The sequence below is a fragment of the Rahnella sp. BIGb0603 genome, from assembly GCF_024808755.1.
GTDB lineage: Bacteria > Pseudomonadota > Gammaproteobacteria > Enterobacterales > Enterobacteriaceae > Rahnella > Rahnella contaminans.
In genome coordinates, this window is record NZ_JANUEX010000001.1 from 154,757 (window position 1) to 168,259 (window position 13,503).

Here is a 13,503-nt window from a genome sequence, read left to right on the forward strand (position 1 = left end):
AGACCCTATGAACTACAAAATTGCCGTCTTTAACGGCCCGAACCTGAATCTGCTCGGCACCCGCGAACCGGAAACTTACGGTTATGACACGCTGGCAACCCTCGAAACCTTGTGTCATCAGACAGGGAAAAGCTGCGGTGCGGAAATCGAATTTTTCCAGACCAATCATGAAGGCGATTTAATCGACCGTATTCAGGCCTGCCGCGGCACCACCGACGCCATCGTGCTGAACGCCGCGGCCTGGACCCACACGTCTGTCGCCCTGCGCGACGCCGTCACCGCCGTCAGCCTGCCGCTGTACGAAGTCCATATCACCAACGTGCATAAACGCGACGCCTTCCGCCACCACTCATTCCTCTCCGACGTTTCCGTCGGTGTGATCTGCGGTTTCGGCATCCAGGGATACGAATATGCCATCCGCCAGGCTGTGGTGAATTTGAGTAAGTAAACCGCCAGCCAGATAAAGTGTAAAAACCCTAACATGCCCCGGTCCATTCCCTTTCCTGCGAGGAATAACATAGCCAGTGGCCACTTTACTCTTCCGGATTACGTAGTTATTGGCCGCTTTCAAAAATCACGCAGAAAGGAGAGGTGGAAAAACGTGTATCTTTTCTCGCGGTTTGTAATCCGACTGGAAGGAACCGCGCGCAGCGGCGGGATTTTGCGGCACGAGCAGAAGTTGCTGAAACAGTGCCAGCGAGCGGCAGCGCGTGTTGAAAAAGCGGGGAGAAATCCAAAAGAGGGAAAGCACTTCCCTCTTTTGGTCGGTTTTGGCGCAGGAAGCTAAGTGATCACAGTGATTGAAAAACCGAAGCTTTCCCGATAAGCAGTTGAAAAATCGTTCAAGCTATCCGGTGGCTCACCGGTAATTCACAATCACCTGATTGCCGATGACCCGTAGCGGCGTATTCATCGCCCCATTTCCCGTGACGAAATACACAAACCGCAGCGGGGAGCGGGCGGTCTGGCCGTAAAACGAACGCGTCGAACCGCTGTCCGCATCCAGCTCCACGCAGTGATTCAGGGTGTTGCAGAGTTTCACCTGTAATCCTGCCGGTCTTGCGCCGAGCACTTCATATTTCCAGCTGACCGTGGTGATCGTCGCCGAACTTTTTTGCCTGACCGGCGCGGAATCTGCGGCGGCCAGCGGCGGTGACGACATCATCACGCCCCGGTTTTGCAGCGTTACGCCGCGCTGAGTATCCGACCAGGAACCTGATGCGGCAACGGCAGGCAGGCTTATCAGGCTGAGGACGAGCAGCACGGTGCGAAGCATCTTATTCACCACCAATGGTGGCGGTCATGCGGATCTGGCGGCTGTCGGTCATTTCGAGATTCGACATCACCACAATCTGCGGCAGTGAGCGGCGCAGGAAGCGCGACAACAGCGGGCGCAGCGCGTGATTCACCAGCAGGACCGGTGGCGCGCTGAGCATATCCTGACGCTGTAACGCGGCTTCAGACTGGGTTAACAGACGATCGGCCAGCCCCGGTTCTAGTCCGCCGCCGCTTTGCAGCGCCTGTAACAGCAGACGTTCAAGCGCCGTATCCAGCCCGATAACCTGTACTTCGCCATTACCCGGGAACCATTGCTGAGTAATCGCCCTGCCCAGCGCGACGCGAACTACCGCCGTCAGTTCGTTTGGATCAGGCTGGTTTGGCGCGTATTCCGCCAGCGTTTCAACAATCGTGCGCATGTCGCGAATCGACACACGTTCGGACAACAGATTTTGCAGCACCTTGTGCATGTTGGTCAGGGAAATCACGCCCGGAATGAAATCTTCCGTCAGCTTCGGCATTTCCTTGGTGACGCGCTCCATCAGTTCCTGCGTTTCCTGACGGCCAAACAATTCTTTGGCGTGCAGGCTGATCAGGTGATTGAGGTGCGTCGCCACCACGGTACTGGCTTCGACCACGGTGAAGCCCTGAATTTGTGCCTGTTCGCGCATCGCCGGTTCAATCCATACCGCCGCCAGCCCGAACGCCGGATCGACCGTCGGTTCACCCGGCAGTTCGCCAATGGCGTTACCCGGGTTGATCGCCATCCAGCGCCCCGGATGTGCGGTCCCTGTACCGATTTCGACGCCTTTCATCAGGATGCGGTAACCGGCAGGCGGCAGTTCGAGGTTGTCGCGGATGTGGATCACCGGCGGCAGATACCCCATCTCCTGCGCGAATTTCTTACGGATACTGCGGATACGCCCCAGCAGTTCGCCGTTTTGCGCAAAGTCCACCATCGGAATCAGGCGGTAGCCCACTTCCATGCCCAGCGGATCTTCAAGCTGTACGTCTGACCAGCTGGCTTCCACCAGCTGTTTGCCGCTGTCGGCTGCCGACGGTGCCGCTTCTTTTGCCGCAGGAGCTTTCTGCTCCTGACCGCGCGTCCACCACGCCAGCGCCAGCAAAGCGCCGGTGAACAGCAGGAAAACCAGATTTGGCATGCCCGGCACCATGCCGAGCAGCCCGAGAACACCGGCACTCAGCATCATGACGCGCGGATTGCGGAACAGCTGGGTGACCATCTGCTCGCCGACGTCCTGATTGGTGCCGACGCGGGTCACGATGACACCGGCAGCGGTGGAGATCACCAATGCAGGGATCTGCGCGACCAGACCGTCACCGATGGTCAGCAAGGTGTAACTTTCTGCGGCGTGGCCGAGATCCATACCGTGTTGCAGCACGCCCACCAGCAGGCCGCCGACCACGTTGATGATCATAATCATCAGACCGGCGACAGCGTCACCGCGCACGAACTTACTCGCACCGTCCATCGAACCGTAAAAGTCTGCTTCCTGCGTGACATCGCTGCGGCGTTTTTTCGCTTCGTCTTCGCCAATTAAACCGGCGTTGAGGTCGGCGTCGATCGCCATCTGTTTACCCGGCATCCCGTCGAGGACGAAACGCGCGCCAACTTCGGCGATACGCCCGGCGCCTTTGGTGATAACCATAAAGTTAATCAGCACCAGGATGATAAACACCACGATACCGATGGCAAAATTACCGCCGACCAGGAAGTGGCCGAATGCTTCAATAACCCGCCCCGCCGCCGCGCCGCCGGTGTGACCTTCCAGTAAGATCACGCGCGTGGAGGCGACGTTGAGCGACAGACGTAATAAGGTTGAGAACAGCAGGATGGTCGGGAAAGCCGCAAAATCGAGCGTCCGCTGGGTGAACATCGCCACCAGCAACACCATGATAGACAGCGCAATGTTGAACGTGAACAACAAGTCGAGAAGGAATGGCGGCAAAGGCAGCACCATCATCGACAGGATCATCAGGATGAGGATTGGGCCTGCCAGAACCTGCCATTGTCCGGACTTAAAGTTGGCGGGTAAACGCAGCATCGCGGCCAGATTAGCCATGGGTATCACTTTCTCCTGCAAAATCCAGACCGTCAGGCACTGGCAAATGTTGAGGTTTTTTCGGGATCAGTCCGCCTTCGCGCTTCCAGCGTTTAAGCTGATAAACCCAGGCCAGAACTTCGGCAACCGCGGCATACAGCGCGGTCGGGATTTGCTGACCAATTTCACTGTGCCGGTAAAGCGCACGCGCCAGCGGCGGCGCTTCCAGCATCGGAATTTTGTGTTCGGCACCCAGCTCTTTAATGCGCAGCGCCACATCACCTGCGCCTTTCGCCAGCACTCTCGGTGCGCTCATTTTGTTTTCGCTGTACTGCAATGCGACGGCGTAGTGCGTCGGGTTGGTCACAATGACGTCGGCTTTCGGCACATCGGCCATCATGCGGCGGCGTGCCATGGCGCGCTGTTGCTGGCGGATACGGCCTTTAACATGCGGGTCGCCTTCCTGACTTTTATGTTCGTCGCGGATATCCTGCTTACTCATGCGCAGTTTTTTCAGGTTGCTCCAGATTTGCCAGAACACGTCGAACGCCACCATCGGCGTTAACCCGAGAACCACCATCAGCCCGCAGAACGCCACCATGTTCAGCGCTTCGCCGAGTGCGGGGATCGTCGGTTGCGCCATCAGCCGCATCATGTCCGGCCATTTGTGCCACACATAAAAACCGGCGACAGAGCCGACCAGCAGCGCTTTCAGGATGGCCTTGAGCAATTCGGCCAGCACCTGACCGGAGAACAAACGCTTAAATCCGGCAATCGGATCCATACGACTGAATTTCGGTGCAAAAGATTTCCCGCTGAACATCAGCCCGCCGAGCAACAGCGGCGCAGCCAGCGCGATCAGGATCAGGCCGCCGATAACCGGCAATAATGCCCAGACAGCGCGGCCCAGCAGTGTCGCCATTTGCTGCAATACCTGGCGGTCATCGCTGACCATGCCGTGATCAAATTTCAGCCCCTGCGAAATCATCACCCCCAGCTGACGCGCCATCGATTCACCGGAAACCCACAACAACGTCAAACCGCCCCCGAGCATCAGCATCGAGGTCAGTTCGCGCGAACGCGGGATTTGCCCTTCTTCACGGGCTTTTTCCAGCCTGTGGGATGTGGGGGCTTCTGTCTTTTCGAGATCGCTGTCTTCAGCCACCGGTGTTTCCTGTCAGCATTTACCCGGCGCAAAGAACGACGGGCACAATTTCATGCATAGCATGACAAAAGCGGCCAAGTCTTATGGATGGAAAAGAGGCAGGTTTTGAGGTCTGTTTACTAAATCAAATGAACAAATTTCTCGAAGATCCTTACGCTGCGGGACGCTACTTTAGGAATTCACTGACTTTTCGTGGGTTTATTCTTATGGAATGATCAAAAAATAGCATATGTGGCCTTCCTTTTTGAGAAGTTTAGACGTTAGAATTCCTCCGCCAAACTGATCAGTTTTTATTTTGTGGATAGCACTGCTGTGTAAAATTCATTGCCTGAAATCACCGTTAATCGCCCTGAAAAAATGAGTTTTCTTTCACGTTGACTTCAGGCGATATTATTACATTACCGTTTTTTCTGATATTTCCCTGAACATGCATGACTGACATTTGTGGAACTCTCTGCGAAAAAGCTCGCCGGTGATCAAAATAACATCCCTTAGCCTGTCTTTGTTCCGGGACTTAAACAGTCCCGTAAGAACATAAATCATCTGCAATTAATCAAGGAAAGAAAAAATATGAGCGGGAGAAAGTACTTAACTCAGGTTGAGATGGAGAGACTCGTCGGTACGGTTTCGACAGGAATTAACAAAACTCGCGATAAATGCATGTTATTAATGTGTTTTATTCATGGCCTCCGGGTCAGCGAGCTGGCTAATTTACGGGTTAAGGACGTTGAACTTTCGACACAAATAATTTATATCAACCGGCTTAAAAACGGGTTTTCCGTTCAACATCCCATTCAGGACAGGGAAATGATCGTTATTAAGGAGTGGCTTCAAATACGCGCACAATATCTTGACTCTGACTCGGAATGGTTATTTCTTTCACGTCACGGCGGGCAACTGTCCCGGCAACAACTCTATCGTTTGTTCCGTAAATACGGCGAGGAGGCGGGAATTAACGTGGCGGTTCACCCGCATATGCTCAGGCACGCCTGTGGTTATGCGCTGGCAGATACCGGCTGCGACACCCGGCTGATTCAGGATTATCTCGGCCACAGAAATATTCAGAACACGGTTATTTATACCGCCAGTAATGCCGGACGATTCAGGTCAATCACCATATAACGGGCACGTGTCCACCCGTCAGGTGCCGCTGTGTGCGGCTCACCGGGCTTATCCATTTAGCGGGGATTGCAAAATCCCCCACAGTTCACAGGCCATTTTTAAGCAGCAGGAACAATTCCGCATCGGTGGTGATGTGCAGCTTGCGCATGACATTACACTTATGCGCACTGACGGTTTTGATGCTGAGATTTTTCATTTCTGCAATCTGGCTGAGGCTCATGCCGTTGAGGAGGTATTTAATAATCTCATTTTCACTTTGCGTCAGCCGGAACCCGGTGCGCTGACTGGCCGCATCCTGCTCTGCTAACGTGCAGCAAATCAACGGGCTTAACACTTTTTTTTTCGCCAGCGCGTGGCGGAATAAGTCGTCGGTAATCACCGGCGACTCTCCGCGCGCAATCAGGCTGATATTGCTGAATTTGAGCAATCTTTTCAGTTTGTCGGCGTCGTGACAAAGCGTATAGACCACTATGATCAGCTGCGGAAATTGCAGGCTCAGGCGCTGAAGAATTTCCTGCCCTTCCTGAATACTTTCCTGATAACCATGAAGATCAGTGATGAGAATGTCCACCGACTGGTACATGAGGCCTTCTGCAATGCGGCCCAGACTGGTCTCTTCCATCCGGATATCACAGGTCTCGTCGATGGAGTTAACCAGATAGGACAGCCCGGAAAGCGTCAGCGGATGGCTGTCCATCAGGGCGATTGTCCGGGGTTTGATGTGGGCGTGAATCATGGTGTAGCTCCCTGACTTGACGGGAATAAATTCCCGGCTCGTGGCTCAGTCATCTGAAATTACATGATCGCGGACGGGCCGATTTTGGCCATCCACGTCCCCTGGGCAAAGAGCTCGCTGTCATTGTGAAACCCCAGTTTCATCATTGCATTGCGCTTATGCGTGCTGACGGTGCGGATATCCCGGTGGAGTCTTTGCGCGACCCGCGAAACGCTCAGGCCGGAGAACAGATACGCGAGCACGTCCAGCTCACGCGCGGTGAGCGGTGTCGTGGTTTGTCGGGTACCGGAGAGGATTTGCCGCGCACGCGGGCTTAACCACTGTGTTGCACCAGCCAGCACTTCTGTAACGCATTGCTCCAGCGCCAGTACCGGCTCATTTTTGAGCAACAGGCCGTGAGCCCCGGAAGACGCTAAAAGTTCGAGGATCCGGTGGTCACTGTAGTCAGTACAAATCACAATTTTCATGGCCGGACTGGACGTCACGATCTGGGAAAGCAGGCGTAACCCGTCGAGCACGGATTCCTTTTCACCGCAAATATCCATAATCAGCAACGCGGGCGGCGCGTCGGCAATTTTCTCCGGGATAGCGGCAAGTGACTGAACATAGGTAAAAGGTCCGGTGATCCCGGCGGATTCGACCAGCATTTTTTTCACACCCAGCGCGGTAACCGGGCAGGCATCCATAATAAACGCCCCTTGCGGATAGGCGGCCGCGGCCGCCGAAATGAAGGCATGCTGATGAAATCTGACGCTGTTTAAACTGTTCATAATGTCTTCCTTGTATTTTCAGTGATCCTTCCCGTGCCCGATGGCACGAAACGAATTCCCTTCTGGTGAACAACATCCATTGTTCACCGCTTTATGAATGCCCTTTCCCGCCAGCCCCTCCGGTAGCAGACAGGAAAGAAGGCGATGCTACTGATAGGTAAAGTTAATTTGTGTCAGGCTCACCAGTGAGCCGGGAGTCACCTCGCCGCTCGTGGTGTAAGGCCGCGCGGCCAGCTCGTATACCGCGCTTCTCTGCGCATCGACATCAGCGCTTAACTGACTGCCGGGCGCCAGTACTACCGTTTTATCGACATCGGTGACCAGTTGTACGCCAACGTGGGTGGCCGTTCCGCTGTTGCTGTAAAGCGTCGCGTCTTCCTGCGCCGGTGTGCCGGTGAAATTAGCGATGACGCTGGAAACCGTCGCAGGGCAATTGTTCAGCCTGACCTCAAAGGATTTCCAGTCCCCGCCTGCCCCCGCCGTCGCCAGATCCTTTTTGATAATGAGCTGACCAAAATCCACATCGCGGCTGACTGACGCGGTATCCACAATGCACGGGCTGCTGACGACCTTCCCGTTGATATTCAGATCTGTAGCGCTAGCAGCAGACGCGCTGACCCCCGCTGCCAGCAGCAGAACGCCCTGAATACTTTTTATTGGTTTCATTGAATGTCTCCCATGACGGCCCGTGCCCGCCCGCCGTTACTGGTAGGTGAAGGTGGCTTGTACAGAACCGATGATCGTTCCTGGCATGACAGAACCGGCGGTCGTGAACGCGCGGGCCTGCAACGGGTAGACCACTTCATGGGTGCTGGCATCAACATCTACCGCGTACGTCGCGCCGTTACCCAGCTGCTTACCTGCCGTGTTTTGCAGTTCCACTTCTACGTTGGTCGCAGTACCGGTATTGGTGTACAGGTTGGCGTTCGCCGTGGCAGGCGTACCGGCGAAAGTCGCGGTGCTGACGGTAGTGGTTGCCGGGCAGTTAATCAGCTTCAGATCAAACGTTTTCCATCCACCTGATTCGCCCGCGGTCGCCAGCGCCGTGGCTTCCAGCGTATCGAGCGTCACCTGCACCGGAGCACCGGCATTATCAACGGTACAGGCAGAGGCCACGACCGTGCCGTTAATGTTGATTTGTGTCGGATCCGCAAAGCTGCTCTGGCTCAGGCCAGCAAAAATGACCAGCGCCAGCGATGAAGTTTTCATAAGTCCTTTCATGTTATTTCCTGTTTTCACGTTAATAAAAGTCATGTTGGAAATTGTGTTTAGTGAACGCGCCGTGCGACGTTATTCGTAGATAAACGTCGCCAGCAGCACACCGTTTATCGTTCCCGGCGTCACATTGCCGTTAACGGTATACGCGCGGGCTTGCAGATCGAATTCAGCGCCACGGCTGGCCGCATCAATATTTTTTGTATACTGAACGGCGTTACCCAGACGCGTTCCCTCGCTGTTTTGTACTTCGATTTGCGCGTTTCCCGCCGTACCGGCATTGGCGTACAACGTGTTGTCAGCGTCATCCTGCGTACCGTTCATCGTCAGGGTCACCGTCGCTGTTGACGTCGGGCAGGCGGTCAGCGCGATGGAAAATGATTTCCAGTCCGACGCTGCGCCCGGTGCCACCAGACTGGCCGCCTGGATGTTTTGCCCCAGATCGACATTCAGCCCGCCGGCTGGCACGTTGATCGTGCACGGCGACGCCTTGATGTTGCCGGTAATATTCATGATGGTGTCGGCTTTCGCGGCCTGTGAGGCCAGGACAAAAGCCGCACCCAGCACCAGCGCCGTCACAATCTGCTGTTTATTCCGTTGAGAGTTCATCGTACTCATCTCCTTATCTTTACTCTGTCAGTCACGCTGCGCTTCGGGCGCAGGCATTACTGAATTTCAGCGCGGATCGTGGCCGTTGCCGTGAAGTTCCCGGTATCTGGCATATTCCCCGTGGTGTTAAAGGGATATAAGTTGATTTCCGATGTTCCCACCTGAGACGTGTAATCCATGTTCAGCGGCAGGAAACCACTCACTGGCGCAACGGTTTTGCCCGCCGCATCCTGAAGTCGCACCGCCACATCACTGTTCGTCGTCGCCAGCGCAGTCGGATCGTTTCCATCCGGTGTGCCCTGGAAGGAAAGGCTGACCTGAACCCCGTCTGAGATGTTGGTACAGGCGACGTTGAAAGCGACATTCTTCGGCGTGAAGTTTTTCGCCATCTCGCCTTTGGTTGAAATATCACCGGACATGATGTCGCCGAAAGGCACGGTGATCACACCGCCGCCGTTGATCACACAGGACTGGGGGACGGTGACCGTTCCGCTCATCCAGACCGTGGATACCGGCGTCGGGGACTGCGTCGTGGCATCGGTCGCGATATACACATCAACAATTTTCGTCAGAGGGATGTTTTGAACACCGACAAAAGGACGACGGAAGTAAAGTGACACCGAGCCTCTGGACCCTGTCGCATACGGGTATTTATCGCAACTGGTCGCCGTATTGAGATTGCTGCGCCCGTCAAAAGGCGTCGCGATAAAGTCGTTCACCTGCCCGGCGATGTACACCTTACTGGCCACCGCGAGGTAGTCGTTGATCGCATAATAGTTCAGCGTTCCGTCGCTGTAGACCATGCCGGTATCCGGCACTTTAGCGGTCGCATATGCGCCGGTGTAGCTGCCGGTACAGGAACAGGTGACGTTATAGTTTCCGCTCAGGTTCCAGGTAAACGCGTCCGGCTTCACCATTCCGGCGGTGTTTTGCGCCGGGTCACTCAGCAGATAATCCATGCCGAAGTTATAGGTTTTGGTGCCGTCCGTTGGCTGACAGCTCGCCGCCTGCGCAGTACTGCTCATCGCCCAGACCGACAGGCTAAAACAGACCAGCGCGCAGGTTTTTCCCCAGAGAGAGATGCGGGGATGAATGATTTCAGACGCCATTTGTACGTTTTCCCTTTCCACTGACTGTTCAGGATGTTGATTATTCATTTCCATATTTCCCCTCACCGGCAGGCTCCGTTAATCATCTGAATCCCAGAACCGGCAGGCTGCTCAGACAGGGTGTAATTCACCTGACACGCTTGTGACGCGCCGCTGCCCCATTTCACGTCCAGCTTGCCCGCGTCGGCCAGACCGGACAGATACACTTGTCCGCTATCGCCCACGATGCTGCTGTTGCCGTTTTTACCGGTGCTGTTGGTCGCCATTGCACCAAACGGAACCGGCTGGCCATCGGCACGGGTCAGGGTCATCAGGACACGCTGGCCGACGTTAGGATCGAAGTCCGCACGCACCACCGCGCCGCGGGTGGGGATAACGGCCGTACTGGTCAGCGTCATGTCGACGTCGTCCGGTAACGTTGCGGTATCGAGTGAAATCTGGTTGCGACGGTACGCCGTGGCATACGGCACCACCGCATAACCGCGCCAGTCGGTTTTTACACCGGTGTTGCTGGCAATGCTGACGCCATCCGCTCCCGGCGCTTTCACCAGAACAATGGTTTCGCTCAGCGGTTGCGATAGCGTCACGCCGTTTTCATGCACCAGAATGCCGCCCTGCAGGCCGTAATCCATGCGCCGCTGGCTGTTGTCGTAACCGTAACCGGCGTTAACTTCGCCATAACCGCCTTTGTAGTCCGCACTCGCGTACCCGTTGGAACCCTGCCCCTGACTGCCATAACCCTGATTGATGCTGTAGTTCAGGTTGTTATCCGCCAGTGTGGTTCCGCTCAGACCGACGTTTTGCGTGGTGTTGCCGTTCTTGCTGGTGTTGAGGTTGTACGTGGCATAACTGCCTGCCAGCCACTGACCCAGCGGGACGCTGATATTGACCGCGACAATCTGGTCGGTGTAATACGTGCGGTTGCCGTTACTGTCAGTGCCGTTGCGGTTGTAGGTGTAGTTGAGGCCATAAGAAACGCCTTTCCAGGTGTTGTTGTAACCCACGCTGGCAGACTCGGCAGAACGGTTGTTATTCCAGTATTCCTCTTTCACCAGGCTCAGGGACATCGCACCGGCTTTTTCCCATAAGTTCTGGCTCAGCGTCAGTTCTGCGCGGCTCTTCTTATGGTCGGAGTAATAGCCGTTGCCGCCGGAATAGCTTTCCAGCGCCTCTTTCAGGGTATAGAAGCCCTGCGTGGAATAACGGTAACTGGCCAGGCTGAAGTTCGTGCCCGATTCAACGAAGCTTTTACCGTAGCGCACACGGTATGACTGACCGCTGTCTTTCGGGTTATCTTCCTGCCTGGTCCAGGCCTGCGTCACGTCCGCCGACAAGGCACCGATGGCCCCGAGGTTTTGCCCGAGTCCCATCGCCAGCGACTGATATTTACTCGCTGCCTGCAAACCGCCGTACACCGTTGCGCCGTGGGGTAAACCATAAATGGCCGTGCCCTGCGTGAACGGCGTTTTCTCAACATCGCTGCTGTAAGAACGGTACTGACCGCTGGTGAAGCTGTATTTCAGATGGCCTTCACGCTGAAGCACCGGCACCGAGGCGAACGGCACAACCAGATTCTGCTCACTGCCGTCGGCTTCTTTAATAGTCACGTTCAGGTCACCACTGCCCGCCGTCGGATACAGGTCGGAAATCGCAAACGCACCCGCGGGCACGTAGCTCTGGTAAATGACGTATCCGTTCTGGCGGATCGTGACCTGTGCGTTACTGCGCGCAATCCCGCGCACGACCGGCGAATAGCCTTTCATGCTGTCGGGTAACATGTCGTCATCCGTTGCCAGCTGAACCCCACGGAATGGCACGGTATCGAAAACTTCCGTCGGTGAGTTGCTGTCACCGAGCGTCAGCTGGCTTTTAAGCACCTGAATATCGCGCTGTAAATACGTATTAATGGAATCCCAGTGATCGGTCCCTTTGCTGTCTCGGTTCCAGGTCGAATAGTTACGCAAACGCCAGGCACCCAGATTCGCGCCGGAACGCAGATTCAGGTAATACGTATCGGAATTACGGGTGTCGCTATTACGCGCTTCGGTATTCGCCCCGCTGAAACTGTAATTCATCAGGAACGCCGGAATGCCCGAATCCCATTTGTCAGGAGAAACGTAACCGCGCGCCTGAGAATTGAGTGAGGCCTGAGGAATGCTAAGATCCAGCCGCTGCTGATCAAAACGCAGTGCCGCAGAAGACTGAGGGATTTCGGCGGTAAAGTTGGCGCACTCATCCGTGGCTGCAATGCCCGGATACATCCCTGTTCTGACGCCCATCTCTTTGAGCATTTCGGTGCTCAGACAAGGCTGAAGGCTCTTTTTACCCGAGCTGTTTGTGACGAGTGAAAATACGACGTCTTTGGTATCGACCATCGAACCATTGAGATAAATATCAACGCGGTACGTACCCGGTGGCTGCAAGTCCCCTTCTTCAAAAACAGAAAGATCGGCTTTCCCCTGTGCGGGATTATCAATTTCCAGTAATGCCGGGTTGAAATATTCCGCCGCACTGGCCATTCCTGCACCGCCCATTAACATTGCGAACTGACAGGAAACCAGCCAGGCAATCCGGGAGCGTTTAAAGCCGGTCGAAGTCTTATTCTTCGGTTTTTTGTTCATTCGTATAATTCCATTTTTCAACGCAACCAGACTGACTGGTGCACCCTCCATCCCTTGTCCTGCCCGCACAGCAAAGCTTATCCGGCGACGGCGCAGATCAGAGTGTTGCCACTAACGGCTTGCTGGTACCGCCGTAGTCGTTAATGAACTGCCAGCTCAGTGCGCCGCCGTTCAATGCAGGAACGGCAAAGGTGACGCTTGATTGCGGTGCAACCATCGTGGCTTCTTTCACGGCAGTGCCGTTAATCTTCACATTGAAGAAAGTGATGTAATGTGCAGAAGGGTTGGTCACCTGCAGGCTGTTACCGACGCGTTTCCAGGTCAGCGTTTTAGCGGCGTCTTCCAGCGAGTCCTTGACGGCCGCCGGGCGGTAAATCAGTTTGATGCGTGTTTTCACCGCAATTTGCAGGGTGTTTTCTTTTTTCTCCGCTGAAGGAATCGATTTAATGTTCAGCCAGTAGAGCGATTCTTTGTTTTCCGGCAAATTGCCGCCCGCGCGAACGACTCGCAGGATATTTTGCTGGTTGCCATCAAGACGGAACAAAGGTGGCGTGACGATAAAAGGCGCCTTTTCACCCTGCGCACCCGTTTCGGTCAGGGCGCCATCGACCCAGGACTGAATGAGATACGGCGTGTGATCCGGGTTACTGATATTGATCGACGCTTCTTTCTTTCCGCCGTCATAAATCAGACGTGTTCCGCCCACGACGATGCCTGCCTGCGCCGCAGACGCGAATGTCATTAATAGTGCTGCCACCGCTGTGACGCGCCATTTATTCATGGTGATTCAACCTGTCTTTGGGATTCATGTAGAC

The 13,503-nt window shown here is 55.1% G+C and carries 13 protein-coding genes; 2 read left to right on the forward strand and 11 right to left on the reverse strand.

From position 1 onward, the window contains the following. Positions 1-7: 7 nt before the first annotated feature. Positions 8-448 carry a type II 3-dehydroquinate dehydratase gene (gene aroQ, locus M2403_RS00730; protein WP_152325890.1) on the forward strand — a complete coding sequence of 147 codons (441 nt, stop codon included), beginning with the start codon at positions 8-10 and terminating at the stop codon, positions 446-448. A gap of 411 nt (positions 449-859) precedes the next feature. On the opposite strand, the gene M2403_RS00735 is transcribed toward aroQ, so the two are convergent. The 3 genes from M2403_RS00735 to flhB are packed head-to-tail and all read right to left on the reverse strand — an operon-like array spanning position 860 to position 4,506. Beyond that, positions 860-1,276, reverse strand: coding sequence for a flagellar protein FlhE (locus M2403_RS00735; protein ID WP_152325889.1), 417 nt, complete (start codon positions 1,274-1,276; stop codon positions 860-862). Position 1,277: 1 nt separating this feature from the next. After that, complete coding sequence (gene flhA / locus M2403_RS00740; RefSeq protein WP_152325888.1) at positions 1,278-3,362, reverse strand: flagellar biosynthesis protein FlhA; 2,085 nt, start codon at positions 3,360-3,362, stop codon at positions 1,278-1,280. After that, a complete protein-coding gene (gene flhB / locus M2403_RS00745; RefSeq protein ID WP_152325887.1) occupies positions 3,355-4,506 on the reverse strand; it encodes a flagellar biosynthesis protein FlhB in 1,152 nt (383 codons plus the stop codon). The genes flhA and flhB overlap by 8 nt, the downstream gene beginning before the upstream one ends. A 552-nt stretch (positions 4,507-5,058) precedes the next feature. On the opposite strand from flhB, the gene M2403_RS00750 reads away from it, so the two are divergent. Beyond that, entirely contained in the window at positions 5,059-5,628 is a 570-nt protein-coding gene (locus M2403_RS00750; protein WP_259228647.1) for a tyrosine-type DNA invertase, read from the forward strand. A gap of 85 nt (positions 5,629-5,713) precedes the next feature. Here the strand turns inward: M2403_RS00750 and M2403_RS00755 are convergent, their stop codons facing one another. The 8 genes from M2403_RS00755 to M2403_RS00790 all read right to left on the reverse strand — a co-directional run bounded on the left by M2403_RS00755 (position 5,714) and on the right by M2403_RS00790 (position 13,469). Further along, positions 5,714-6,364 carry a response regulator transcription factor gene (locus M2403_RS00755; protein WP_259228206.1) on the reverse strand — a complete coding sequence of 217 codons (651 nt, stop codon included), beginning with the start codon at positions 6,362-6,364 and terminating at the stop codon, positions 5,714-5,716. A gap of 59 nt (positions 6,365-6,423) precedes the next feature. After that, positions 6,424-7,134, reverse strand: a complete 711-nt coding sequence (locus M2403_RS00760; RefSeq protein WP_235937302.1) for a response regulator transcription factor — start codon at positions 7,132-7,134, stop codon at positions 6,424-6,426. A 147-nt stretch (positions 7,135-7,281) separates the two neighbouring features. Beyond that, complete coding sequence (locus M2403_RS00765) at positions 7,282-7,800, reverse strand: fimbrial protein (protein WP_152325884.1); 519 nt, start codon at positions 7,798-7,800, stop codon at positions 7,282-7,284. A gap of 36 nt (positions 7,801-7,836) precedes the next feature. Further along, positions 7,837-8,355 (reverse strand): fimbrial protein, encoded by a 519-nt coding sequence (locus M2403_RS00770; protein WP_165057092.1) that lies wholly within the window; start codon positions 8,353-8,355, stop codon positions 7,837-7,839. A 69-nt stretch (positions 8,356-8,424) separates the two neighbouring features. Next, a complete protein-coding gene (locus M2403_RS00775) occupies positions 8,425-8,958 on the reverse strand; it encodes a fimbrial protein (protein WP_259228216.1) in 534 nt (177 codons plus the stop codon). A gap of 56 nt (positions 8,959-9,014) precedes the next feature. After that, on the reverse strand, positions 9,015-10,115 hold the full coding sequence (locus M2403_RS00780) for a fimbrial protein (RefSeq protein WP_165057090.1): 1,101 nt from the start codon (positions 10,113-10,115) through the stop codon (positions 9,015-9,017). 14 nt (positions 10,116-10,129) lie between these two features. Beyond that, positions 10,130-12,688 (reverse strand): fimbria/pilus outer membrane usher protein, encoded by a 2,559-nt coding sequence (locus tag M2403_RS00785; RefSeq protein WP_259228220.1) that lies wholly within the window; start codon positions 12,686-12,688, stop codon positions 10,130-10,132. Positions 12,689-12,785: 97 nt separating this feature from the next. Then, positions 12,786-13,469 carry a molecular chaperone gene (locus M2403_RS00790; RefSeq protein ID WP_259228221.1) on the reverse strand — a complete coding sequence of 228 codons (684 nt, stop codon included), beginning with the start codon at positions 13,467-13,469 and terminating at the stop codon, positions 12,786-12,788. Positions 13,470-13,503: the final 34 nt, after the last annotated feature.